This is a genomic window from Pseudomonas sp. LjRoot71 (genome assembly GCF_964253255.1).
In the GTDB taxonomy this organism is placed as follows: domain Bacteria; phylum Pseudomonadota; class Gammaproteobacteria; order Pseudomonadales; family Pseudomonadaceae; genus Aquipseudomonas.
In genome coordinates this window covers 810244-833666 of the sequence record NZ_CAXURA020000001.1, presented here as the reverse complement: position 1 = coordinate 833666, position 23423 = coordinate 810244, and the positions used below count along the sequence as shown (strand labels likewise).

Below are 23423 nucleotides of genomic sequence, written 5' to 3'. Positions count from 1 at the left end.
GGCTTTCGTATGGGCCATGTGGGAGGGGCTTTCGGCTCTGGCGTCCTGCTTCGCTCTACCTCCTGCATCCATGCAGTCGTAGCCGTGATAAGAGCGATTAAAAGCTCGCCGCTAAAGCGCCTCCCACGGTGTTGCGGTTGGTGCCTCTGTAGGAGCGGGCCATGCCCGCGATCAAAGAATTCGCGGGCATGGCCCGCTCCTACGTGCTCATCTGTGGCAAGCCAAAAACCATAACTCACGCCATAATGCCCTCCGCGCCAATGCGCCAAGCGGATCGCCGTGACCGATCTAACCAGTCCTGTTGCACCTGTTATGAGGATTAATTAGATGCCTACTCTCCTGGTCAAAATATTCGAAGGCCGCAGCGATGAGATCAAACGCGAATACGCCAAGGCCCTGACCGACGCGTCGACCAAGGTGCTCGGCTGCGATGCCAGCGCGGTGGATGTGATCTTCGAGGACGTGAAAAAAGGCGACTGGGCCACCGGTGGCGTGATGTGGTCTGAGCGCGACTAGCCGACTTTCACTTCGGCCCATGGTGATGGGTTGCGCCGCTGCGCGGCGAACCCATCCTGCGTCGATTGTTCAGCTCCGCGAATATCGCTGCATAGCTTGTCCTGTATGGCCTGTAGCCTTCCTGCAAAAAGTGCTTTTCAGTGATAAACGCTGTTTTATACTCGGCCTTCGGTGATGGCCGGGCACTCGTCTGCCGGCCGCGCCACACAATAAAAACTGCACGCTGGAGATACAGGTAATGGCTGAGCGCGAGACAGGCACCGTCAAGTGGTTCAATGATTCCAAGGGTTATGGCTTTATTCAGCGCGAGAGCGGCGCGGATGTGTTCGTGCATTTCCGGGCGATCCGTGGCGAAGGCCATCGCACCCTGCTCGAAGGGCAGAAGGTCGAGTTCGCCGTGACCCAGGGGCAGAAGGGTTTGCAGGCTGACGACGTGTCCGCCGTTTAAGCACATTCCCTTAGTAGAAAAGCCCATCGCCGATGGGCTTTTTGCTTTCTGCCCTTTGGTCGTTTTCCCACAGGCAAAAATGCGACAATCGCCGCCTTTCTGCTTTTCCCCTTGATCCCACCCCGCGATTACCCGATGACCGATGCCACGCCCGCCGTTGACCAACTGCTGAAAAACCTCGACCAGACCCTGCTGGGCGATCGTCATCGCCTGCGCCGCCAGTTGCATGAGCTGCGCAAGCAGACGCCAGTGGACGAGGCCAAGCTGGCGCAGTGGTTGCAACGTTTCGAGGCATCGCGGGCCAAGGTCGAGGCGCGCCGGCTCAGTGTGCCGACCATGCGTTACGACGATGCGCTGCCGATTGCCGCCAAACGCGACGAGATCAAGGCCGCCATCAGCCAGCATCAGGTGGTGGTGATTGCCGGGGAAACCGGTTCGGGCAAGACCACCCAGCTGCCGAAAATCTGCCTGGAACTGGGCCGTGGCGTGCACGGGCTGATCGGCCACACCCAGCCGCGCCGTCTGGCGGCACGCAGCGTGGCGACTCGCGTAGCGGAAGAAATCAGCACGCCGTTGGGCGAACTGGTCGGCTATCAGGTGCGCTTCGAAGACCAGAGCAACGAGCGCAGCCTGATCAAGCTGATGACCGATGGCATCCTGCTGGCCGAGACCCAGCACGACCGCTATCTGGAAAAGTACGACACGATCATCGTCGACGAAGCTCACGAACGCAGCCTGAACATCGACTTTCTGCTGGGCTTTCTGAAAACCCTGCTGGTGCGTCGCCCTGACCTGAAACTGATCATCACCTCGGCGACCATCGACCTGCAGCGCTTCTCCGAGCACTTCGGCGGTGCGCCTATTGTCGAGGTATCCGGACGCACCTTCCCGGTGGACACCTGGTACCGGCCGCTGGCCGCCGAGCAAGACGAAGACGGTAACCGCGTTGAGGAAGACCTCTCTGTCGATCAGGCGATCCTCGCCACGCTGGATGAAATCAGCGCCTTTGAAAAAGCCGAGGGCAAGCGTCCCGGCGATGTGTTGGTGTTTCTGCCCGGCGAACGCGAGATTCGCGACGCTGCCGAGGTGCTGCGCAAGGCCAACCTGCGCCTGACCGAAGTGCTGCCGCTGTATGCGCGCCTGACCCCGGCTGAGCAGCAGAAGATTTTCGCGCCCATGGGCGCGCGCAAGATCGTCTTGGCTACTAACGTCGCCGAGACCTCGCTGACCGTGCCGGGCATTCGCTATGTGATCGACTCCGGTACGGCGCGGATCAGCCGCTACAGCTATCGCGCCAAGGTGCAGCGCTTGCCGATTGAGGCCATCAGCCAGGCCAGCGCCAACCAGCGCAAGGGCCGCTGCGGGCGTGTCGAGCCGGGCATCTGCATTCGCCTGTACAGCGAGGACGATTTCAACGGACGGCCGGCTTTTACCGATCCGGAAATCCTGCGTACCAACCTCGCAGCGGTCATTTTGCAGATGCTCCATCTGCGCCTCGGCGAGATCGACGCCTTCCCCTTTATCGAGCCGCCGGATGGCAAGGCCATCAGCGACGGTTTCAACCTGCTGCAGGAACTCTCGGCGGTTAATCGCGAGGGCCAGCTGACGCCACTGGGTCGTCAACTGGCGCGCCTGCCGGTGGACCCTCGTCTGGGCCGGATGGTGCTCGAAGGTGCCAAGCAGGGCAGCCTGGACGAAATCCTGATCATTGCCAGTGCGCTGTCAGTGCAGGATGTGCGCGAGCGCCCGTCCGACCGCCAGCAGGCCGCCGATCAGGCCCATGCGCAATGGAAGGATGTCGATTCCGACTTCGCCGCACTGGTCAACCTCTGGCGCGGCTTTGAAGAGCAGCGTCAGGCTTTGGGTTCCAGCGCATTGCGCAGCTGGTGCCGCAAGAATTTCCTGAATTATCTGCGCCTACGTGAGTGGCGCGATGCGCATCGTCAGTTGGTGCTGATTACCCGTGATTTGCAGCTGTCGCCAGGTCACAGCGCTCAGCAGGGTAGGAGCCAGCTTGCTGGCGATCAGCGGGCTAAAGGCCAGGCGTCTGATGCACAGGATCGCCAGCAAGCTGGCTCCCACAAAGAGAGGGAATTGGCTGAAAAAGACCAGGCCGCCCAGCGCGCCAAAGGCTACGCCGCCGTGCACAAGGCGATTCTCGCCGGCCTGCTCAGCCAGATCGGCCAGAAGACCGAAGACGGCGACTATCTCGGTGCGCGTCAGCGGCGCTTCTGGGTGCATCCGTCCTCAGTGATCGGCCGCAAGAAACCGGTTTGGCTGATGACCGCCGAGCTGGTGGAAACCACCAAGCTGTTTGCGCGCATGGTGGCGAAGATCGAGCCGGACTGGATCGAGCCGCTGGCCGGTCACCTTATCAAGAAAAACCACCTGGAACCGCACTGGGAGAAGAAGCGCGGCCAGGTGGTGGCCTATGAACAGATCAGCCTCTACGGCCTGATCGTGGTCGGCCGCCGCGCGGTGCATTTCGGCCCGATTGATCCCGTGGCCTCGCGCGAGCTGTTTATTCGCGAGGGTTTGGTGGGCGGCGAGATCAACTCGCGGGCCAAATGCCTGACGGCCAACCGCCAGCTGCTGGAAAAACTCGACGAACTGGAAGCCAAGGCACGCCGCCGCGATATCCTCGCCGACGAGGAAACCCTGTTCGCCTACTACGAGGCGCGCCTGCCGGCGAACATCTACCAGAGCGCCACCTTCGACAGCTGGTACAAGACCGAAAGCGCGAAGAATTTGCAGCTGCTGCTGATGCGCGAAGAGGATGTGCTGGCCCGCTCGGCCTCCGAAGTCACCGCAGCGCAGTACCCGGATACCCTGCGCCTCGGCGAACTGACCCTGCCGCTGAGCTATCACTTCGAGCCCAACCACCCGCGTGACGGCGTAACCCTGCGCGTGCCCGCGCCGTTGTTGCCGCAACTGCCGCCTGAGCGCCTGGAATGGCTGGTGCCGGGGCTGCTGGAAGCCAAGTGCATGGCCCTGGTGCGTGGCCTGCCCAAGGCGCTACGCAAGAATTTTGTACCGGTGCCGGACTTTGTCGGCGCAGCGCTGAGCAAGATCAGCTTTGCCGACGGCAGCCTGCCCGAGGCCCTGGGCCGCGAGCTGATGCGTATGACCGGTACGCGCGTCAGCGATGAAGCCTGGGCCGAGTCCGTCGCGCAGCTCGAAGGCCATCTACGGATGAATATCGAAGTGGTCGACAACCAGGGCAAACCCCTAGGTGAAGGCCGCGATCTGGCCGAGCTGACCGCGCGTTTCAGCGAGGCCACTCAGGCCGGTCTGGCCCTGCCGAAAACCGCCAAGAGCCAGCAGCCGGTGGAGGCCAAGGCCTTTAGCGAAGTCGCGGCGAAAACTCAGCAGCAGGTCGCCGGCCTGTCCATGACCGTGTACCCGGCGCTGGTGGAGGAGGCGGGCGTGGTCAAGGAGGGGCGCTTCCCGACCCTGGCCGAAGCCGAATATCAGCATCGTCGTGCCTTGCAGCGCTTGCTGTTGCAGCAGTTGAGTGAGCAAGCCAAGTTCCTGCGCGGCAAACTGCCGGGGCTGACTGAGCTTGCGCTGCTCTATCGCGACATGGGCCGAGTCGATGCGTTGGTCGAAGATATTCTGTTGGCCAGCCTCGACAGCTGCATTCTTGAGGGCAGTGAGCCCTTGCCGCGTGACGGTGCTGGCCTGGCGGCCCTGGCCGAGCGCAAGCGCGGCGACTGGACCAGTCATGCTGAGCGGTTGGCCAAACTGACCCTGGAGATTCTCAAACTCTGGCACGGCCTGCAGAAGCGCTTCAAAGGCAAGATCGACCTGGCCCAGGCCATGGCACTAAACGACATCAAGCTGCAGTTGAGCAATCTGGTATATCCCGGCTTTGTCCGCGAAACCCCGGCGCAGTGGCTTAAGGAAGTGCCGCGTTATCTCAAGGCCATCGAGCAGCGCCTGGACAAGATCGGCGGTCAGGTGCAGCGCGACCGTGTGTGGAGCGGCGAACTGGCGGGGTACTGGGAGCAGTACCAGGCGCGCCTGGGCAAGCACAGTCAGGAAGGCAAGCGCGATCCGCAGCTGGTGCTGTATCGCTGGCTGCTGGAGGAGTACCGCGTGTCGCTGTTTGCCCAGCAGTTGGGCACCAAGCTGCCAGTCTCCGACAAGCGCCTGAGCAAGCAGTGGAGCAGCGTCGAAGGCTAATGCCGCGGCAGCTCGGCGTTGCAATGACGATGGCCTGCACATGGGGGCCGAGGGAAATCTCTAGGGTGAGCACGGCGCACCCTAGAGATGCCAGTCCACCTCGCGTTTAACCAGCTGCGCGGATGCGTTATTCCTCTGTATCCGACTGGCAGCCGAGCAGGTCGTCGTCTTCGATCAGCCAGGTTTCCGAGGCGCTCACCGTCACCCCTTGCAGCACACAGACATCGGCATCTTCATCCACCAGGCGGATATCCCATTCACCTGGGCTGACGCCTGTCAGCGAAAGGGTCATGCCGGACTCCAGCACGTGGTCGCCGAGGTGATCTTCGCCCCAGTCATCCTCGTCGCTGGGCGAAAAATAGATCTCGTGGATTTCCCAGGACGACTGATTTTCCACATCAATGTCCGCCGCCTGAACGGGCAGACTAAGCAGTAAGGTCAGCGCTACAAACGCGGTAGTCAGGGTGTGCATTGGATAATGCCTCGGCGATTTTAGTCATGGTCATAAGAACCATGGTTGCTGACTGCCACGGGGTCAAATTTTGCGGGGGCCATAACAGTGGCTAAGCCGCGTATATGGGCACGAAATCCAGGCATTTTCTGCGATAAACCCTGCGCTGTGCCGATATTCACGGCGCTGCTGCTAGACTCAAGGCACGCCCTGTCGAATTCTGCGTGAGTGATGACCTTGATTGCAGTTGCTGTCCGCCGCTCACGCTGGCCATTCCATCGCTTATCCCATCTCGTGTTGTTGTTGGCCTGCTGGCCCGTGCTAGCGGGTGCCGCCTGTGAGAAAACCCTGCGCTGGGATGATGACCCGCCGTTCAGCATGCAAACGGCGGATGGTGCGGTGGTTGGCATCGACGTTGAAATCAATCGCGCGGCGCTGGCCCGTTTGGGCTGCCAGATCAAACTGCGCAAACTGCCCTGGGCGCGGGCGCTCAAGGAGCTGGAGCTGGGCCGCCTGGATATTCTGCCCGGTGCTTTCCGCCGGCCAGAGCGCGAGGTCTATGCGCATTTCTCCGGGCCGGTGCTGCCGCCTTCGCGCAATATTCTGTTTATGTACACGCAGGCCATGCAGCGCTGGCCCGTCACGCAGCTGCTGGAATTGCAGCACAGCGAATTTCGCCTGGGCGCGCAGATCAACGTGGCCTACGGCGCAGACTATGAACAACTGATGAGTGATCCGGCGTTTGCCGCGCGGGTGGTGCAGGTGGCCAATCGCAACAACCTCTGGCGCATGGTCGGCAAGGGCCGTATCGATGGGGTGATTGCCGACGAGAACACCGGTGCCTATGAAATCCAGCAACTGGGCCTCAGCGAGCGGATCAAGCCCACGGCCGTGGTGGTGTCCAGTGACGCTGCAGAGATTGCTTTCAGCAAGCGCTCAACCGAGCCTGACTTTGCCCAGGCCTATGCCGATGCGCTGCGTGAGCTGGTGGTGGATGGCCGTTATGCGCGGATTGTGCAGCGCTATATAAAACCCTAAGCGCTGCGCTCCCCCTGTAGAGCAGCCACGTTCGGGATGTTGCAGTCGTCAGGTCGCCTGATTAAATTATGACCTCCGTGCTCAGCGCTGGGGTTTGCGCCTTACGATGAGCGCGCTATTGAGGGGGCTGCCAAGACGGTTGCGCAGGTATTGCGGCGATAAGGTTATGGGGCGTTGTCAGCCAATCCTTGGCTGGCGTGCTGGTGCTGCATGACGATTCAGCTGTCGCCTAATCTCAACGCCCCGCGCGGTATGCAGCAGCATGCGAGTATTTCCGCCTCAGCCAGCGGTGCTGAGGGTTGTATCCGCCATTCGACCTCACCCTGGCAACGTACACGGCAGCTGCCGCAATGTCCGCCCCAGCAGTCTGCGGCCAGATCGACACCTTGCTCGCGCAGTGCTGCCAACAAGCTTGGCTGGCCTTGATAGTGGAAGGGTTGCCCCTGCCAGTGCACCACATGCTCGCCACTGCCGGCGGCCAATTCCGTGGTAAAGGCTTCGTAATGCACCCGCTCGGCAGGTACGCCTTGCTGGGCTAGCAGCGCCAGGGCGTGTTGCAGCAGCTGTGCACTGGCACAGATAAAGACTTCGCTGTGAGGGGTAAGGCAGGCATGCAGCCTTGTGCCGTCGAGCCGCCCTTGCCAGATCGCCACAGTGGTTGGGTCTTGGCTGAGCAGTGGTTGGTAATCGAAGTCTGGCCGCTGGTTTGCTAACGCTACGAACTCATCGTGGTAGGCCAGATCGTTTAGCGTGCGCCCCGCATACAGCAGGGTTACGCGGCGGCCATTCGGGCGTTGTTGCCAGGCATGGAGCATCGAGCGCAGCGGGGTAACGCCCACGCCGCCAGCCAGCAAAAGCAGGTGTGGGCCATGCTGGTCACGCAGAATAAAGTGCCCTCTTGGCGGTAATGCATAGAGCGGGGCACCGGCGCAGGCATGGCTGCTTAACCAGTTACTCATACGCCCATGCTCTTCGCGCTTGATGCACAACTCGTAGCGCCATGGCCAGGCGGTCCAGGCTGCCAGGGAGTAGCAACGACGCACAGGGCGTGCGCCGGCCGGCGTGCCCAGCAACGTCAGGTACTGGCCAGCGGCGAAGCGTGGCAATGGCAGAAAGTAGCGATGGCGCAAGTGCAGTCGCAGCAGGTTGGGGTTCAACCAGCGAGCGTGTGTGACAACCAACGGCAAGCCCCGGCGCTGCCGCCGGGCAAGTGCGATCAGCCACAGACCATGGAAGATGAGGCCGATAACGGTGAGCAGGGCCGCTGTCGCCAGGCCGAGCAAGGTAATCAGCATTACAGACATATCAGCCGGCAGCCCGTAGGCGCGAGCGCCACCAAATCCAGACACCGGTTAGGCCGAGCGCGCATAGAAATACACCCAGCAGGTCAATCCAGATCCATTCGCCCTGTTTGCCAAACAGCAGTTTGCCGGTATGCAGGTCCATGACCAGTTCATCCAATGTATAGGGCTGGGTTTGGCTGGCCTGGGCTGCTGCCAAGGCACTGTTACCGGCCCATGCCTGCCAGCTTTCACCATCTGCGCTAAGCAGGGCACCACGGCTTTTATGATTGGCCATCAGACGGCCATCAGCCAGCAGGCTAATGCCTTTGGTCTCGCCGCTCAGGTGTTGTTGCAAGTGTGTGCCGCGCAAACTGAAAAGCCCGCTTTTGCTGGCGATCCAGAGTTGTTCGGCATGGCTTAGCAGCTGTTTTACCTCAAGGTCGGCCTGTTTCTCGATGCGACCGTCAAGGTGCTGCACGTAGAGCCCCTGCTTTCCTCCGAGCCATAAACGCCCCTGTGCATCCTCGGTGCTGGTGTCCAGCTCCAGCTTCTGGTCAGAAGACATTTGCAGGAATGGCACGGCGATACCCGGTAAGCCCAGTGACTTTTCATGGGCCAATAGCACCGCGGTGATTCCGACGATCAACATGGGGAGGCCGAGCAGAATGCCTGACCATAAATGGAACTGACGCGCAGTCATGAGCCTTCCTCTGCGAGTAATAACGACAAAAGCCCCAGGCTAATTAGCGACCTGGGGCCTGTAAGGGTGGGGTGGTTGGCTGTCAGAACGCTGTCTGCAGGCGAACGTAAAACGTTCGGTAGGTGCCTTCCTCGGTCAGGCTGTTGCTCTCCAGAACACCCGTATTGCTAAGGGTCGTGGCGCGGCTGTCTTCATTCTGGGCAAACAGGTTGAGCACCGAAATATTCAGGCTTGTGCTATCGCTGAGCTGGGTACGGGCCGACAGGTCGACGCGGCCGACAGCATCTTGATCCCCCTCGGCAGTCTTGCCTGAGGTCAGTTGATAGCGCTGGTGGTAACCACTGTTCCAGTTGTAATTGATGCCGAACGTTGTCTGCAGGCTGGCCAGGTAGTAATCAGCCCCGGCATTGAGCAAGTAGTCCGGCTGGTCGAGGAAGCGCCGTGTTTCGCCAGTGGCTTGGCTTTTTAGGCGTGTGTGCACCGCGGTGCCATTGGACCAGAGGGTCAGTTGTGGCAGGCCGAGGCCATCCAGCGGCAGGCGCGCTTCCAGCTCCAGGCCGCTGGCCTGACCTTTACCTGTGTTTTCCGGGCGGCTTAGCCAGCGACCGTTATTTTGCTGGCTGAGGACGTTTTCGATTTTGTCGTCAAACACGCGGTAGAACAGGTTGGCCGAAAGCAAGCCACGTTGGTCATACAGGAAGTGATCCAGGCCCAGATCGGCACCCCAGATGGACTCCGGGCTCAAGTCGGCATTGCCGCCAATATCGGGCTTGGCCAATGTGCCGCCATCATTGGTGATCGTTGGGCTTAGTTCGCGCATATCAGGCCGGCGCAGGGTGCGAGCAATACCCAGGCGCCAGTCGGTATCAGCACTCAGGTGCCCCAGGTAGTTAAGCGATGGCAGCGGGCTCAGCTCACTGACCTGTTTTTTAGTGCCATTGGCATCGCGGGTCCGGGTATGTGCGTCTTCAAGGCGCAGGCCGTAAGTCAGGCTATCGCCCCACGACAACGCCCAGGTGTCCTGGGCGAACACATGGGTGATGTCCTCGCGGATCTGGTAGGTACGTGCGGCATTGCTTGGCTTGACGATGCCATTCTCGATGTCCGAATTACCTTCTCTGCGAGTCTCGCGTCGTGCGCCAGCGCCCCATTCAAGGCTGTGTTCGGCAAGCAGGGTCTTGACCTTGAAGTTTGGTGAGACCGACGTCATGCGAATGTCTTCGCTGCGCTGCCGCGTGCGGTCCAGCGTGCCATTCGCCCTGTAGCGTTGGGCGTCACGGGTGGTGTCTTCGTCTGCTTGTTGCAGATCCAGGCTTAGCAACAACTCTGTGTTGTCACTCCATTGGTGGGTCCAGTCGCTGAGCAGGCCAAGGTTGGTGCGCTCGCGATTACGGGCCTCGAACTCGGTACGTTTGATGGCGTTCTGCGGGTTTTCCAACTCGGCGGCCACGTCATCGCGGTACTCGGTGGTTTTCAGGTAGTCGAGCTGAAAATTAAGCCGGTTGTCCGGGTTCAGCCGTAGTTCCAGCGAAGGCATGAAGTTGCCTTGCTCAAAACGCCGCTCGTTGCTGCCCAGTTCGCCACCGGCGGCCCCGTTAGCATTGAAAACCAGCGTGTCTTTACTCTCGTTGCGGCGCTGCAACTGCACACCACCGGCGAGGTTGAGGGTCACATTGTCGTTGCCCAAGGTGTAAAACGCCGTGGCATCACCGAGGCCGCCATTGCTCTCCATGTGCCCGGCACCTATGCCGATCTCACCGTTGCCCTGAGTGGCGTGTTGCTTGAGGATGATGTTGACCGTGCCCGCAGCCCCCTGGCCCTCTTGATTGGCCAGCGGCGTACGGATGATCTCAACGCGCTCGACCAGCGAGCTGGGAATACGGTCTAGCTGCACGCTGCGCTTGGAGTTGGCATCGAGAAGGCGACGGCCATTAACCAGTACCTGCGCATACTCAGGGCCAATACCCCGCAGCTGTACTTCGCGCGCGCGATTGGCACCGGCAAAGGACACGCCAACCAAACGACGCAAGGCGTCGCCCAGCGGCTGGTCACCAAATTGGTTGAGCTGTTCTGCTTCGATAACCGCTTTTGAATGACTGGCAGCGCGACGCTCGGCGTTTGCTTGCTGAGCCGCGCTTTCGATGGGTGCACCTGAAATGGTCATCGCATCAAGGCTGAGCATCTCTGCGGCTAGCGGGGCACTGGCTACGGTAATCAATAACCCCAGCCAGTATTGCTTGGTGACGCGCTGCATCATGGGACTCACTTCTTGTGCATGGTAGTGATAACAATTATCACAAATACTTACAAAATTAAGAAGCCCCAGAACGGAACTTTGGCGCTACCAGCAATACGAGTCGCTGCACTCGCGGTGTAGACGGTCTGAAGCGACTATCGAGTGCTGACAACGCCTGGTGCCATCCACTGATGAAGCGCGTGATCAGGCATTTTTTAACCCTGCGCGTGCCATTGCTGGCTGGCTCTCTCATTGCAACGAGTAGGTTTGACGGTTAGCCTCCAAGCTAAAAAGTGCGACAACCCGCACATTACAGACGCTAGGGAGAGTGGTATGAGCCGCAGTTATAAAGCCGTATTAAAACGTCGGCTCGGGGGATCTGGAGTGGCGGGGCTGTCTAGCAGGCAGCCAAAGCATTTAAATCGGGGCGTTTGTTTACCCAAGCACTGCTAGCGACGAGTGTTTCCGTAGCCGCAGGCACTGCAGCAGCCAATACAGTTATTGACAGTGGCACGATCGAGAATGTGGTTTCAGGCATGCCGTTCGACGCTGCCGGGTACCTTATCGTTGGCGGAAACACGTTTGGCCAACTCAACATCGCCAGTGGCGGCGAAGCTACCAACACCGATGCTTATATTGGCTTTAGCAATGGGAGCCAGGGCGAGGTATTCGTTAGCGGCGCAGGCGCCAAATGGACAAATAACGGCTTTCTCTCCATAGGTTTTGATGGGCAGGCCGTCGTCATGGTTGACGACGGTGCAAGTGTCATCGTCCGAGATGGCACTGACCTGGCAGCAGGCATTAACAGCTTCGCTCAGCTGACACTCAGCGGTACCGGCAGCGCTCGTGGAGTATTTTCAACACCTTTTATTATGAAAGGCGTTGGTATGGGGTTACTTCAGTGGGATGGCGGTATTCTGCAGGCCAGAAGCAATGAAGCAGAGTTTTTCCCCAATTTCGTTTTTGGGGATATTGATATCACCAATAATGGCGCCTTCTTCGATACCAACGGCTATAACGTCGGCGTCCAAACGTCTGGCCTCCTTATCGGCACCGGTGGCTTCACCAAACTGGGTGCAGGCACCCTTACCCTCGCTGGCGACAACTCCTGGGATGGCGACACAACTGTAAGCGCTGGCACGCTGACGCTCGGCAGTTACACCCAGAGTGGCACACAGACCCTAACCATTGGCGTCGCCGGCAGTGCGAACTACGGCAGGCTGAATGTCAGCGGCGTGGCCAACTTCAACAACAGCAACCTTGCTGTCGATGTGATTGGTAGTCCGGTACTGGCCAATAACCTAGCCCTGACAGGTGTTGTTACGGCCGGCACCTTGAACGCTACGAACTTCAACGTCACGGATAACTCTGCGCTGTTCGACTTCAACTCCACCATCAACGGCAATAGCGTCGACCTCAATGTGATTGCCAGTGGCAACGGTTCGAGCGGTACTACCGTCTACAGCTCAGCGCTCAACAATCGCCTGTACCCGGCTCTGGGTGCGGCCAGTGTCCTTGATAGCCAGGTACAGGGCGCGCCGACCGGCGATATGGCCGACGTCGTTACCGCGCTTGGTCGTCTGCCGGATGAGCGCAGTGTTGCCCGTGCCGCGGCACAGACATTGCCGCTCAATGCGGGCGCCGAGGCCACGCTGGGCGCACTCAATACCATCAACTCGATCTTCGCCAGTCGCTTTGCGCCTGCCGGGCCCACCGGTCTGTCTGCGGGTGACGTGACGACGAACAAGCAAGTCTGGATCCGCCCCTTCGGCTCCAGAGCCGATCAGAACGATACCGATGACAATGCCTCGGGTTACAGTGCCGATACCTGGGGTTTGGCCGCTGGCCTCGAGGGGGAAATCGGTCAAACCCAGATCGGCATTGCCTACGCCTATGCCAACACTCGGCTCGACGGCAATACCCACCTGAGCGGCGCAGGAACCCACTCCGAGATCGATAGCCACGTCATCGCCCTATATGGCAGTCGCCCGCTCAACGACATGGTTCTGGGCTTTCAGGTCGATGCAGGATGGAACGACAACGACAGTGATCGCACCCTCGACTTCGGTGGGCTCAATCGCTCTGCCCGCGCCAGTTACGACAGCTTGAGCCTGCATGTCGGCTCCAACCTGTCCAAAGCGATTGTTCTGGATCAGGCCAATACCTTTATTCCGGCGATTCGCGCGGACTACACCCGGCTCAGAAGCGAGTCCTATACCGAACGTGGTGCGGGGGCATTGAGCCTTGACGTCGAGGCCAACACTGTCGAGGCCCTGACCTTCGGTATCGATGGTCGTATCGTTCATGCCTTGAGTCCCAATGCACAACTTGAAGCCATCGTCGGTGTGAGTTATGACGCCCTCAACGACGACGGCAACTTGGTGGCCACATATACCGGCGCACCAGGGCAGAGCTTTGTGGCAACCGGGATCGACCATGGTCCGTGGCTGGCCAAGGCCGGCGTAGGCTATGCATACAGCCTGGCAAACGGGACGGATATCTCTATTCGTTACGAGGCCAATGGGCGAGATGACTACCTGAGCCATTCGGCTTCGGTTCGGGCCGTTTGGAGCTTCTGAGCATGACCCTGCAAAGGAGGCTCGAATGTTTGAGCTTTCTTTGCAGGGCCGGATGCAGGGTGATGCTTCTGCATCGAATCGAGCCCGCATCAACCCACGCACGGATGGTTTGGAGCTGAGACGGATTTTTCACTACTCCAACTCAGCCAAACATCCCCATCACTGATATCCACTGTCCATAAGTTCCGAGCCTTCGATCCGGCGAGTGCTATCGCGCTGGTCGCCGGGATTTGCCATGCATGGCGTTGCTCGACAAAATCACGCCCCGATTCGGCGCAATGGCCGGACGTCGAAGCTGAGAAGGGGCGGGCGTTGAACGAGCAGACATTATCCATGCGCCTGGAACGTGTGGCGGCGCATGTGCCGGCGGGTGCACGGTTGGCTGATATTGGCTCGGATCACGCCTATCTGCCGGTAGCCTTGATGCGCCGTGGCGCCATTGTGGCTGCGGTGGCGGGGGAGGTGGCTTTGACGCCGTTCCACGCCGCCGAACGCAGCGTGCAAGAAAATGACCTTAGCCAACAGATCAGTGTGCGTCTGGCCGATGGCCTGGCGGCGATCGAGCCGGGCGATGCCATCACGGCAATCAGCATCTGCGGCATGGGCGGCGAGCGGATTCGCGACATCCTCGACAGCGGCAAGGCGCGCCTGACGGGCCAGGAGCGGCTGATCCTGCAACCTAACGGCGGCGAGCAGCCGCTGCGCCAATGGCTGATGGACAATGGCTACCGCATCCTCTGTGAGGAAGTGCTGCGGGAAAACCGCTTTGCCTACGAAATCATCGTGGCCGAACGCTCTGGCCCGGTGCTGTACAGTGCTGAGGAACTGTACTTTGGCCCGCTGCAGATGCAGGCGCGCAGCCCGGCATTCCTGGCCAAATGGCAACGCCTGCTGCGTCTGAAGCAGCAGACCCTGGCTGACTTTGCCCAGGCACGGCAGGCGGTGCCTGAGGCGAAAGTGCAGCAACTCACTCAACAGACGCAGTGGATTATGGCGTTGCTGGCGTAAGCCGGATTAACGCCGTAGTGCTGCGGCCACAAAGAAATTGTCCCTTTGCAGCCGCATGCGGCCAACACTGAATACAATATGCCCATCATCATCCCCGTGCCATGAATATGGCTGTACCGGACAAGGAACTCGCCAGCATGGCCTCCCCAGACAAACAGCAAAAACGCGCCCAGCGGGCTAAAACCAAGGCCAAGCAGAACCGTATGGCTAAGCCCAAGGCCAATGTGATTCACCCGGTGCTGGCCAACCCGCTGATCAATGAGCCATTCGATGATGTTGAAATCGACCTGAGCACCTTCAATTTCAACGATATCGAGGAAAATGGCTTCGACCCCGCGCACTTCGATGACCTGTTCCAGGCGATGAAGATGGCTGAAGGTATCAGCCTGCTGGCGATGTGCCTGGTGTTTCTGCAATACCCGGTACTGGAGCTGGTGGTCGCAGAAGAGGCGGAGGAGGCCGCGACCGACTTTATGATGGGCCTGCTGATCGTCTATCGCGGGATGTTCCACGATGAAGACGAGGACGCTGCGGTGGTCTGGATTGGCAGTGACGCGTTCCAGAATGCCTACAACGAAGCCTCGCTGATCCTGCAGAAGAAGAACGCACGCGGCAGCGCTCGTCCTTAGAGCGCCTCATACCGAGTGGGTCAGGGTGATTCTCCAGGCGCTAACAGGGTTGGCGAGCACTGATCGCGCTCACGGATACCCTTGCATGTCACTTGCAGCTTCCAGATGTAATGGGTGCATGCATCACCGGTGTGATTTTCATGCTCCCGGGCTATGACCTGAAAAATTAAGCGCTTAACCTCTCCAGGATGTGCTCGCGGCCACTGTATGGATGACCTGTCAGGTTTCAGCAGTAGGCTGCGCGTGCACGCTACGCTTGGGCCTGTTTGGTCATTCTTTAAGTCAGTCTCGATGGGCGGTGAGTGTGGACAGGTTTCAGGAAATGAAGGTGCTGCTGGCCGTTACCGAAGCGGAGAGTTTCGCCGCAGGTGCCAAGTTACTCGGCATGTCGCCACCCAGCGCGACCCGTGTGATTGCCGGTTTGGAGAAGCGCTTGGGTACGCTGTTGCTGGCGCGCAGCACCCGTAGTCTGCGCCTGACCGAAGCGGGGAGGCGCTATGTGGCGGACTGCAAGCGCATCCTGCTGGAGCTGGAAGAAGCCGAAGAGTTGGCCACCGGCAGCAGCATCCGCGCACGGGGCAACCTGACCGTGACGGCGCCGGTGATGTTCGGTGAGCTGTACCTGATTCCGCTGATTACCGAGTACCTGTCGGCGCACCCGCAGGTGACGATCAATGCGCTGCTGGTGGATCGCCTGGTGAATATGGTGGAAGAGGGCGTGGACGTCGCCATCCGCATCGGTCAGTTGCCGGAAACCGGCCTGCAGGCCATCAAGGTCGGGCAAATCCGCCCGGTTATCTGCGCTGCACCGGCCTTTCTCGAGCGCTTTGGCCGGCCGCAAGAGCCCAGGGAGGTGATGGCTGCGCCCATCGTGATGTCCTCTGCCAGCAGCCTGCTCACCGACTGGCAGTTCAACCTGGGGACCGGCAGCCTTACGCTGCACCCCAAACCGCGTCTGCTGGTGAGTTCCAACCAGGCGGCGATCAATGCGGCGCGACTGGGCTGGGGGCTGACGCGGGTGTTGTCGTATCAGGTGGCTGAGCTGGTCGCCAAGGGTGAGCTGGAGATCATCCTCGATCCGTTTGAAGCGGCGGCACTGCCGGTGCATGTGCTCTATCAAGGTGGTGCACGGGTCCCTGCCAAGGTACGCACCTTTGTCGATTTCTGTACCAGTCGGTTTCTGCAGAACCCGGCGCTGCAAAAGGCCGGGAGCCTCTAGCGCATGAGCCGCTACCGGCAGATGCAGGTGTTCGCCGCCGTGGCGCAAACCGGCAGCCTGGCTGCGGCCGCGCGCCAGCTTGAGCAGTCGCCCGCGACTGTCATGCGCAGCATCGCTGCACTGGAGGCACGGCTGAACAACTGCCTGCTGATCCGCGGGCCGCGCGGCGTTGAGCTAAGCCCGGCGGGCGAGCAGTTTGCCGTCAGTTGTCGGCAGATTCTTGAGCAAACCGCTGTTGCTGAACGCTCCGCGGCCGGTATGCATGCGCACCCTGCCGGACAGCTGATCCTGTCGTTACCGCAACTGATGGACCAGCAGGTCTTTATGCCCATCGCCCTCGACTATCTGGCCGCGTTCCCTGATGTGCAGCTGGTCACCCAGGCCAGCGAAGGCGTGCCCAAACTGCTTGAGGAAAACATCGATGTTGCTTTGGTGGTGGGCCAGCTGCCCAACTCCTCAGGGTTTGCCATGCCGCTGGGCACGGTGCGCTCGGTGGTCTGTGCGTCTCCCGCCTACCTGGCGACCTGGGGGCGGCCGCACACACCGGATGACCTGAAAAGGCACCGCAGTGTGTTGACCACGGCCACCGACCAGCAAAGCGAATGGCGTTTTCGCAGTGAGCGTTCCAGCCGTCTGGTCAGGCCTGCCCCCGTGCTCACCTGTACGACCCAGCGTGCCGCCATCCAGGCTGCGATCCTCGGCTTGGGCCTGATTCGCTGCATGAGTTATGAGGCGCACCACGAATTGCAGAGCGGCTTGCTTGAACCGGTGTTGAGCGACTTTGCCAGCCCGGCCCTGCCTGCACAGCTGATCTACCGCGATGGCCGCCGGGCTGAGGCGCGGGTGCGCACTTTTATCGACTTCGCCACGCCCAGGCTGCGCGCTCACCCGGCGTTTCTTGGTGCATAACTGCGCGGCAGTCGTGCCGATGTGTAGGCGCATTCTTTTATAAAACGAAATTATGCATTGCTTCGTGTGGGGATTCTGCTCAGTCCTGAGTAGGCGCAGCATAAACCTACCAGCGCAAGAGTCGCCGATTCGGTTGGCAGCGCGCTGACTTCCCTGACCCCATACGGAGCCGCACCATGTCTCAGCCAGCCATCAAACTCTATCGCCATCCGCTGTCCGGTCACGCCCATCGCGTTGAGCTGCTGCTCTCATTGTTAAAGCTGCCCACCGAGCTGGTGTTTGTGGATCTGGCCAACGGGGCACACAAGAAACCTGAGTTCCTTGCCATCAATGCCTTCGGCCAAGTGCCGGTGATTGATGACAACGGCACCCTCCTCAGCGACTCCAACGCCATTCTGGTTTATCTGGCCAAGAAGTACGGCAACGGTAGCTGGCTGGCTGAAGAGCCCCTTGCTGCTGCGCGCATTCAACGCTGGCTGTCGGTAGCCGCGGGCCAGCTGGCTTACGGCCCGGCATCGGCTCGGTTGATCACTGTGTTCGGTGCACTCTTGAATGCCGAGGATGTGATCGCTCGCTCCCATGCCCTGCTCAAGGTGATGGACAGCGAACTGGCCGCCGAGCCTTTCCTTGCGGGTAACACCGCGACCATCGCCGATGTCGCCAATTACACCTATATCGCCCATGCGCCGGAAGGCAATGTCTCGCTGCAGGCCTACCCGAACGTGCGTGCCTGGCTGGAACGCGTCCAAGCCTTGCCCGGTTTTGTACCGATGCAGCGCACTGCTGCCGGCCTGCAGGCCAACTGAGACCGTCATAGGCTGCCGGGTGCTCGGCAGCCCTTTTGAGGAGCGCACAGCATGGATCATCTGCCCAAACACCGCCGCTCGCCCTGGCATGCCGGGGAAAAAACGCTCCAGGACATCTACAACGTCGCCGAACGCATGGAGGTGATTGGGCAGAAGGTCATCCGTGATTACATGCCTGATCAGCACCGTGAGTTCTACCAGCAACTGCCGTTTATGGTCGTCGGTGCAGTCGATGCGCAGCAGCGGCCCTGGGCGACCCTGCTGGAGGGGCCGGAAGGCTTCGTCACCTCGCCCGATCCGCAGCAGTTGCTATTGGCAGTTCAGCCCGATGCGCAGGACCCGGCCGCCAGCGGCCTACAAGCCGGTCAGGCGATTGGCTTGCTCGGCATCGAGTTGCATACGCGTCGGCGCAATCGCATCAACGGATTGATCCAGCAGGTGTCAGCCGATGGCCTGAGCGTGGCGGTCGAGCACTCTTACGGCAACTGCCCCAAGTACATCCAGGCGCGCGCTTATACGCGCACATCGGAGCCGCCGCCGCGCGCCGCGCGCGAGAACTTCACCGAACTGAATGACCGTACCACCGCGATGATTCGTGAGGCCGATACCTTTTTTATCGCCAGCTATTTCGATCATGACGCGAGCAATCGCTCGGTCGACGTCTCGCACCGGGGTGGCCGCGCCGGCTTTGTCAAAGTCGAAGGCAACCGGCTGACCATCCCCGACTACGCCGGCAACCTATTCTTCAACACCTTGGGCAATCTGCAGGCCAATCCGGTTGCGGGGCTGCTGTTTGTCGATTTCGCCACGGGCGACATCCTGCAACTCACTGGCCGCACCGAACTGATTCTCGACAGCCCGATGATCCACGCCTTCGAAAGTGCCGAGCGCCTGTGGACCTTCGAGGTTGAGCAGGCCGTGCTGCGCCCAGCGGCAACCGCCTTGCGCTGGACGTTTCACGATTACGCACCGACCAGCCTGGCCACCGGCACCTGGGCAGAGGCGGACGCGAAACTGCGGCAGAGCGAGCAACGCCGGCAGTGGCAGCAATGGCGCGTGACCCAGGTGCAGCAGGAGAGCCAGGACATTCGCTCGTTTTATCTCCAGCCGCTGGATAACGCGGCGGTGGCGTTCACCCCTGGGCAGCATATGCCGCTACGCCTGCAAACAGCTGACGCTGAGGCCCCGCTGATCCGTACCTACAGCGTCTCCAGCGCGCCGTCCGATGGGCATATCCGCATCAGCGTTAAAGCCCAGGGGCCGGCTTCGCAGCATCTGCACCAGCAGGTGCAGGTTGGCGATGTGCTGGAGGTGCGCCCGCCCATGGGCAGCTTCACATTGATCGAGGAAACCGAGCGCCCGGTGGTGTTGATTGCCGCTGGGGTCGGCATTACGCCCTTGCTCTCGATGTTCCGCGAGCTGGCTGCGCAGAATAGTCAGCAGCAGCGGCAACGCCCTGTGCACCTGTTCCAAAGCGCCCGAACCCTGGCGGACCTGCCATTTCAGGCCGAACTCAAGGCGCTGCAACAGCACGATACCGAGCACCTGCATATCCACCGCGCGCTCAGTAGCCCTGGCGCTGAGGCGGTTGTGGGGCGTGATTTTGAGATCACCGGCCGCCTCGACTTCGACCAGGTCAAGGCGCGGCTGCCGCTGGATGACTACGACTTTTACCTGTGCGGTCCCGGCGGTTTTTTGCAGGCCATGTATGACGGGCTGCGGGCGCTGAACATCCCGGATGAGCGCATCCATGCCGAGGCATTTGGCCCTTCGACATTGCAACGCCTGGCGCCCGAACCGCTTGCCGCTCCCGTGCAGCTACCCGCCGCCAGCGCTCCAGTACCGGTCTATTTCGCCTCATCAGCGAAGGAAGCGCGCTGGGCGCCAGGCAGTGGCAGCCTGCTGGAGCTGGCCGAGAGCCGCGGCCTGAGCCCGGACTTTAGCTGCCGGGGTGGCTCGTGCGGCACCTGCAAAACGCGCCTGGTCAGCGGCCACGTGCATTACCCCAATCCACCGGCGCAACTGCCCGAGGGTGACAGCGTATTGATCTGCTGCGCCGTACCGGCAGCGCTGGACGGCGCTATCCAACCCCTGGTGCTTGAACTCTAGTGAGGTGCTGCGACATGAACCGCGAAACAGTGGAGCGCTACGACGCACCCGATGCATCGAGTGAAACGCCAGGGCACTGGGAGGTGAATTATTTACTGCCGCAGTTGCTGCCTGGTTCTGAGTACCCAGGCCACGACGTCAATGCGGCGCTGTTGCGTGTGGTGAAGCGGCTGTTTGCCGCCTTACGGACACGCCGTTTTGCGCCACCCGTTACGCCATCCCTCAGCCCATACAGGAGCCACCGCAATGTCTATCGTTGAAGTCCGTCAACCTATTCCACCCTTTACCCGCGAATCGGCCCTGCTAAAAGTCCGCCTCGCCGAAGATGGCTGGAACAGCCGTGATGCTGCCAAAGTGGCTATGGCGTATACCCCGGACACCCAATGGCGCAACCGCGCCGAATTCGTCACCAGCCGTGCCGAAGCGCAGGCGTTTTTAGAGCGCAAATGGCGCAAGGAGCTGGAGTACCGGTTGATCAAGGAATTGTGGGCGTTTACCGATAACCGCATCGCCGTGCGCTATGCCTATGAATGGCACGATGACTCGGGCAACTGGTTTCGCTCCTACGGCAACGAGAACTGGGAATTCGCCGAAAACGGCCTGATGGCGCATCGCTTTGCCTGCATCAACGACCTGCCGATCCAGGAGTCCGAGCGCAAATTTCACTGGCCACTGGGTCGCCGCCCTGACGACCATCCAGGGCTTTCGCAGCTGGGGCTTTAACGTCAGTCAGCTTGTGTGTGGTTTGAAGAGCAACAGCCGGAGTGCGGCCTACGCAGCTGAAGAGGGTGGTTAGTGCAGCGAGAGACCGCCTGCTGGTGAGCAGCAGGCGGCCAAAGCGGATGCCAGAAGCATCCGCAGAGGTTTGTTTATACCAGGGTTTGGCGAGCCACTCCGCGTGGCAAGCGCTGTTTGCCAGGCAGTTGCTCCAGGCGTTTCTGCCATTCGGCACGAGGGCTCAGGGCGGTGTTGGCTTGGGCTGTTTCAGCTGCGGCCTGGCTCGCTTTGGCGGCCTTCGCGGCGGCTCTCAGTTCAGCCAGGCTGGGGGTTTTACGGATAGGCTCAGCGCTGCCCTTTTCCACGCTGCGCAGGCAGAGTTTGCAGGAAACCTGCGTTACATCCTGGGTGCTGCTCAGGTTCGAACCTGTGCGTCCGCATGCGATATTGTCCGGGGCAGCGGAGTAGTGAATGGCCAACGTGTTGTCTCCTGCATTTTTGGGGCGCGGGATTCTACACGGTTCGCTGGCCAGGTCACGCGCTTGGGTGAATACATGAGCGCGCCTGCCCGCTAACTGCTTATGGCGCTCTGCCAGGCTGCTTTCGCGTGCGCAAAACAGCCTGGCTCATAGGCGATTGACGGCCGACTTAGCTACGTGCCGGAGTGGCCAGCCCCTTGATCACCGCCGGGCGGGCAACAAAGGCCTGCAGCACGCGCTGCACATTGCTGAACCGCTCGAACTCCACCAGCTCGCCAGCCTCATAAAAGCCCACCAGGTTTCTCACCCAGGGGAACACGGCGATATCGGCGATGCTGTAGGCCTCGCCCATGATCCAGCTGCGACCTTGCAGGCGCTGCTCCAGCACGCCCAGCAGGCGCTGGGATTCCGCCACGTAACGGTCACGTGGGCGCTTGTCCGGGTAGTCCTTGCCAGCGAACTTATGGAAGAAGCCCAGCTGGCCGAACATCGGGCCAACACCGCCCATCTGCCACATCAGCCACTGCAGGGTTTCATAACGTGTGGCGGCATCCTCGGCCAGCAGCTGGCCGCTTTTCTCGGCCAGGTAGATCAGAATCGCGCCGGACTCGAACAGCGCCAGTGGTTTGCCGTCCGGGCCATTGGGGTCGAGGATCGCCGGGATCTTGTTGTTGGGGTTGAGCGAGAGGAATTCGCTGCTGAGCTGATCGTTGCTGTCGAAGCTGACCAGGTGCGCTTCATAGGGCAGAGCGATCTCTTCCAGCATGATCGAAGCCTTGACGCCGTTGGGTGTGGGCAGCGAATACAGCTGCAGGCGTTCGGGGTGCTGAGCGGGCCATTTATGGGTGATGGGGAAGCGTGAAAGGTCGGTCATGCGGGCTCCGAATCTGGACGAGAAAGGGGTGCGAGGCATCAGACCATGCCCGGCAACCTGAACAAAATCGATTGTTTCGTTAATGCCCATTGCTCTGGGCAATGGTGAGCAGTTCCCTGGGTGCGAGCGAGTCCGGTATGGTGCGAGTTTTCCGCCACCTTGTACGGAGTTTCTCGACATGAGCCTGCACGGCGAATACGACAGCCAGAATATCTTTGCCCAGATCATCCGCGGTGAAGCCCCTTGCTACAAACTCTACGAAGATGAGGATGTACTGGCTTTCCTCGATGTCTTCCCGCAGTCATTTGGTCATACCCTGGTTATTCCCAAGCGCTCGGCGGCGCGCAATATCCTGGAAATTGATGCCGACAGCCTGAGCAAGGTAATGGCCGTGGTGCAGAAGCTGACGGGAGTGATCGTCGACGAGCTGGAGCCAGCCGGGGTGCAGGTGGCGCAGTTCAACGGCGCGCCAGCCGGGCAGACGGTGTTTCACATCCATATGCATATCGTGCCGCGCTATGCCGGTGAGAAACTCAGCGTACACGCCGGTGGCAAGGCTGAACCGCAAGAGTTGGCGGCCTTGCAGGCGCGTCTGCTGAAACGTATCGCGGGCTGAAAACCGAGCACAGCGCGACTTGAGGTCGGCTGCGGCTGAGGCAATACTCAAGCGCGTTTCCTTTGCTGTTCCTTGCGCCCATGGAGGGCTCCCATGCGATTGATTGGTGCCGTTTTACCGCTGTTGCTGTTGGCCGGCTGCTCGTCCTGGAAGGCTGCGCCCGAACATATCAAGCCTGTGCCAGCGGATCGTCTGTTGGGCTATCAGCAGCCGCTGGAGCAGGGCGGGCAGTTGTCGGTGAACCGCGATTTTGGCGGTATGGGGGCGGGCTGCTATGTGGCCGTTCTGGTGGATCGCAAAGTGGCCGCGCGCATTGGCGTGGGAGAGCTGGTTCGCTTCCAGGTGCCGGTCGGCACCCGCGTGCTGGGTATCGGCATCGATGAAATGGACGACACCCTGTGTGGCATGGGCCGCCTGCGCCGCGAGCTGGCGGTGAAAGTTCAGCCAGGCACACAGCAGGACTTCCGCATCGTCAGCGACAACCGCAAGGGTTTCGACATTCTGCCGGTAACTCAGTAACGCCTGATGCACCGGTGCCTGCCCGTCAGGTGCCGGTGTGTTCGCTCAGTAACCCTTCCAGCCATTGCATAAATACGCGCACCCGCTGTGGCTGTTCGTCGA

At 60.6% G+C, this 23423-nt stretch carries 21 protein-coding genes; 15 read left to right on the top strand and 6 right to left on the bottom strand.

Annotated elements, in window-relative coordinates:
• Positions 1-327 precede the first annotated feature (327 nt).
• The 3 genes from ACSQ17_RS03985 to hrpA all read left to right on the top strand — a co-directional run bounded on the left by ACSQ17_RS03985 (position 328) and on the right by hrpA (position 5149).
• On the top strand, positions 328-516 hold the full coding sequence (locus tag ACSQ17_RS03985; protein WP_311090908.1) for a 4-oxalocrotonate tautomerase: 189 nt from the start codon (positions 328-330) through the stop codon (positions 514-516).
• 238 nt (positions 517-754) lie between these two features.
• Positions 755-964 carry a cold-shock protein gene (locus ACSQ17_RS03980; protein WP_090251540.1) on the top strand — a complete coding sequence of 70 codons (210 nt, stop codon included), beginning with the start codon at positions 755-757 and terminating at the stop codon, positions 962-964.
• A 135-nt stretch (positions 965-1099) separates the two neighbouring features.
• Positions 1100-5149: an ATP-dependent RNA helicase HrpA gene (gene hrpA, locus ACSQ17_RS03975; RefSeq protein ID WP_436067676.1), complete on the top strand. Its 4050-nt coding sequence runs from the start codon at positions 1100-1102 to the stop codon at positions 5147-5149.
• A 127-nt stretch (positions 5150-5276) separates the two neighbouring features.
• Here the strand turns inward: hrpA and ACSQ17_RS03970 are convergent, their stop codons facing one another.
• On the bottom strand, positions 5277-5621 hold the full coding sequence (locus ACSQ17_RS03970; RefSeq protein ID WP_436067675.1) for a hypothetical protein: 345 nt from the start codon (positions 5619-5621) through the stop codon (positions 5277-5279).
• 273 nt (positions 5622-5894) lie between these two features.
• On the opposite strand from ACSQ17_RS03970, the gene ACSQ17_RS03965 reads away from it, so the two are divergent.
• Entirely contained in the window at positions 5895-6638 is a 744-nt protein-coding gene (locus ACSQ17_RS03965; protein ID WP_436070425.1) for a substrate-binding periplasmic protein, read from the top strand.
• Between the two features lie 218 nt (positions 6639-6856).
• On the opposite strand, the gene ACSQ17_RS03960 is transcribed toward ACSQ17_RS03965, so the two are convergent.
• The 3 genes from ACSQ17_RS03960 to ACSQ17_RS03950 all read right to left on the bottom strand — a co-directional run bounded on the left by ACSQ17_RS03960 (position 6857) and on the right by ACSQ17_RS03950 (position 10878).
• The gene (locus ACSQ17_RS03960; RefSeq protein WP_436067674.1) at positions 6857-7933 is read right to left on the bottom strand and encodes a 2Fe-2S iron-sulfur cluster-binding protein; all 1077 of its coding nucleotides are present in this window, start codon (positions 7931-7933) and stop codon (positions 6857-6859) included.
• 10 nt (positions 7934-7943) lie between these two features.
• Positions 7944-8642, bottom strand: coding sequence for a hypothetical protein (locus ACSQ17_RS03955; protein WP_436070424.1), 699 nt, complete (start codon positions 8640-8642; stop codon positions 7944-7946).
• 61 nt (positions 8643-8703) lie between these two features.
• Positions 8704-10878 carry a TonB-dependent receptor plug domain-containing protein gene (locus ACSQ17_RS03950; protein WP_436067673.1) on the bottom strand — a complete coding sequence of 725 codons (2175 nt, stop codon included), beginning with the start codon at positions 10876-10878 and terminating at the stop codon, positions 8704-8706.
• A gap of 515 nt (positions 10879-11393) precedes the next feature.
• On the opposite strand from ACSQ17_RS03950, the gene ACSQ17_RS03945 reads away from it, so the two are divergent.
• From ACSQ17_RS03945 to ACSQ17_RS03905, 9 genes are all read left to right on the top strand, one after another.
• Positions 11394-13436, top strand: a complete 2043-nt coding sequence (locus tag ACSQ17_RS03945; protein WP_436067672.1) for an autotransporter outer membrane beta-barrel domain-containing protein — start codon at positions 11394-11396, stop codon at positions 13434-13436.
• Positions 13437-13748: 312 nt separating this feature from the next.
• Positions 13749-14444, top strand: a complete 696-nt coding sequence (locus ACSQ17_RS03940) for a tRNA (adenine(22)-N(1))-methyltransferase (protein WP_436067671.1) — start codon at positions 13749-13751, stop codon at positions 14442-14444.
• A gap of 137 nt (positions 14445-14581) precedes the next feature.
• Positions 14582-15073 carry a hypothetical protein gene (locus ACSQ17_RS03935; RefSeq protein WP_436067670.1) on the top strand — a complete coding sequence of 164 codons (492 nt, stop codon included), beginning with the start codon at positions 14582-14584 and terminating at the stop codon, positions 15071-15073.
• Positions 15074-15395: 322 nt separating this feature from the next.
• Complete coding sequence (locus ACSQ17_RS03930) at positions 15396-16292, top strand: LysR family transcriptional regulator (protein ID WP_436067669.1); 897 nt, start codon at positions 15396-15398, stop codon at positions 16290-16292.
• A gap of 3 nt (positions 16293-16295) precedes the next feature.
• On the top strand, positions 16296-17201 hold the full coding sequence (locus tag ACSQ17_RS03925) for a LysR family transcriptional regulator (protein ID WP_436067668.1): 906 nt from the start codon (positions 16296-16298) through the stop codon (positions 17199-17201).
• 176 nt (positions 17202-17377) lie between these two features.
• A complete protein-coding gene (locus ACSQ17_RS03920; RefSeq protein ID WP_436067667.1) occupies positions 17378-18007 on the top strand; it encodes a glutathione S-transferase in 630 nt (209 codons plus the stop codon).
• 51 nt (positions 18008-18058) lie between these two features.
• Entirely contained in the window at positions 18059-20116 is a 2058-nt protein-coding gene (locus ACSQ17_RS03915; protein WP_436067666.1) for a pyridoxamine 5'-phosphate oxidase family protein, read from the top strand.
• Positions 20117-20130: 14 nt separating this feature from the next.
• Positions 20131-20376, top strand: a complete 246-nt coding sequence (locus ACSQ17_RS03910; RefSeq protein WP_436067665.1) for a hypothetical protein — start codon at positions 20131-20133, stop codon at positions 20374-20376.
• Complete coding sequence (locus ACSQ17_RS03905; RefSeq protein ID WP_436067664.1) at positions 20363-20839, top strand: DUF1348 family protein; 477 nt, start codon at positions 20363-20365, stop codon at positions 20837-20839. The genes ACSQ17_RS03910 and ACSQ17_RS03905 overlap by 14 nt, the downstream gene beginning before the upstream one ends.
• Positions 20840-20985: 146 nt before the next feature.
• Here the strand turns inward: ACSQ17_RS03905 and ACSQ17_RS03900 are convergent, their stop codons facing one another.
• Both ACSQ17_RS03900 and ACSQ17_RS03895 read right to left on the bottom strand, forming a co-directional pair.
• Positions 20986-21312 (bottom strand): hypothetical protein, encoded by a 327-nt coding sequence (locus ACSQ17_RS03900; protein WP_233686347.1) that lies wholly within the window; start codon positions 21310-21312, stop codon positions 20986-20988.
• Positions 21313-21481: 169 nt separating this feature from the next.
• Complete coding sequence (locus ACSQ17_RS03895; RefSeq protein ID WP_436067663.1) at positions 21482-22186, bottom strand: glutathione binding-like protein; 705 nt, start codon at positions 22184-22186, stop codon at positions 21482-21484.
• A gap of 178 nt (positions 22187-22364) precedes the next feature.
• Here ACSQ17_RS03895 and ACSQ17_RS03890 point away from each other — a divergent pair, with 178 nt between their 5' ends.
• A complete protein-coding gene (locus ACSQ17_RS03890) occupies positions 22365-22802 on the top strand; it encodes an HIT family protein (RefSeq protein ID WP_257778820.1) in 438 nt (145 codons plus the stop codon).
• A gap of 93 nt (positions 22803-22895) precedes the next feature.
• The gene (locus ACSQ17_RS03885; RefSeq protein WP_436067662.1) at positions 22896-23321 is read left to right on the top strand and encodes a 3-isopropylmalate dehydratase; all 426 of its coding nucleotides are present in this window, start codon (positions 22896-22898) and stop codon (positions 23319-23321) included.
• The last annotated feature ends 102 nt before the right edge of the window (positions 23322-23423 follow it).